The 1,130-nt window shown below is 48.1% G+C and carries 1 protein-coding gene; it reads right to left on the bottom strand.

Annotated features, from left to right (window positions below; translation table 11 throughout):
- Positions 1-108: 108 nt before the first annotated feature.
- Positions 109-1,092, bottom strand: coding sequence for a tyrosine-type recombinase/integrase (locus tag WMW72_RS35490; protein WP_341420308.1), 984 nt, complete (start codon positions 1,090-1,092; stop codon positions 109-111).
- Between the last annotated feature and the right edge of the window lie 38 nt (positions 1,093-1,130).

Genomic DNA, 1,130 nt, shown 5'->3' on the forward strand with positions numbered 1-1,130 from the left:
ATGTCGTACAATATCTGTTGTACGACACTTTCTTACAAAATTTTCATCTTCTAATACACAAGTATAGTTAAATAGAACTATAAAATCAATCTTTATTTTCCTGATTTCCTATAAGTACTCTCTTATCCCATCTTGTACATAATCAGGGGCGGCCTTTTTAATTTGCTCGACTGTATGCAGGTATCTTTGCGTGGTGTTGATGTGAGAATGACCCAGTGTTTCCTGCACCTGCTGGAGCGAGGCGCCGAACAATAAAGCCAGTGTCGCGTTGGTATGCCTGAGCCAGTGAGGTGTGAGGCTTTTGCCCAGATTGCACTGCAGGCTTGCGTTCTTAATAATGCGCTCAACCTGTCTGACCGTCAATGAAAAAACTCTCTGTCTGCTCCCAGTCCGCTGCAGCTCAAGCGGGGAGCGGGCCTGGCTGCGCCTATATTCCACCAGCAGCTCCTGGAGCTGCTCAGGAACCTTCAGGCTGCGCTGTTTCCCACCCTTGCCGTCCACCACCGTCAGCCACGTGGAGGCCTCCAAAACATCCTTGTGAAAATGCCCCCATTCAATATTGATAAGCTCCGATACCCGCAGGCCCAGTAAAATAAAGATCAGCCCGATCAAGTAATTGCGAAGGCTTTGTTTCCGCAGCTCGTTCAGTAATTTGCCGACCTCCTGCTTTGTCAGATAATGATTTTTGCTCGTAATGAGGATCGATGGAATGCGTATGCAGGAAGTAGGATTTTGCTTGAACAACGCGATGTTGGGGTCGCTCCCCCACTTGTATAAAGAGCGTAGGGGGGCGATAAAGCTCGCCACAGTAGCAGGGGCCAGCGGTTTTTTTTGGATGCTGCACAGACCTTGGATCAGCCCCAGCTTGTATACCTCAATCTCCTGCCACGTAATCTCCCCCAGGGGTTTATACTGGGTGAATTGGCGAAACAGCTCAATAGCCCGCTTGTAATTTCGTTCCGTATATTTGGAATGGATGTTGGTTGCCATGAACATGTGAATAATCTGCTCATCGGAGTATCCATCGCCGCTTGGGCCAGACTTGTTGTTGTGACGAATTACCTCAATGGAATCATTATTTTGCGGGTTCATGTTGGCCCCTCCTTCGTACAACAGATATTGTACGACAT

It is taken from the genome of Paenibacillus filicis (assembly GCF_038070315.1).
Taxonomy (GTDB): domain Bacteria; phylum Bacillota; class Bacilli; order Paenibacillales; family NBRC-103111; genus Paenibacillus_G; species Paenibacillus_G filicis.

What these genes read in the sequence shown, in the direction of transcription:
- WMW72_RS35490 (WP_341420308.1), bottom strand. Translation starts at nt 1,092, where the DNA reads ATGAACCCGCAAAATAATGATTCCATTGAGGTAATTCGTCACAACAAC.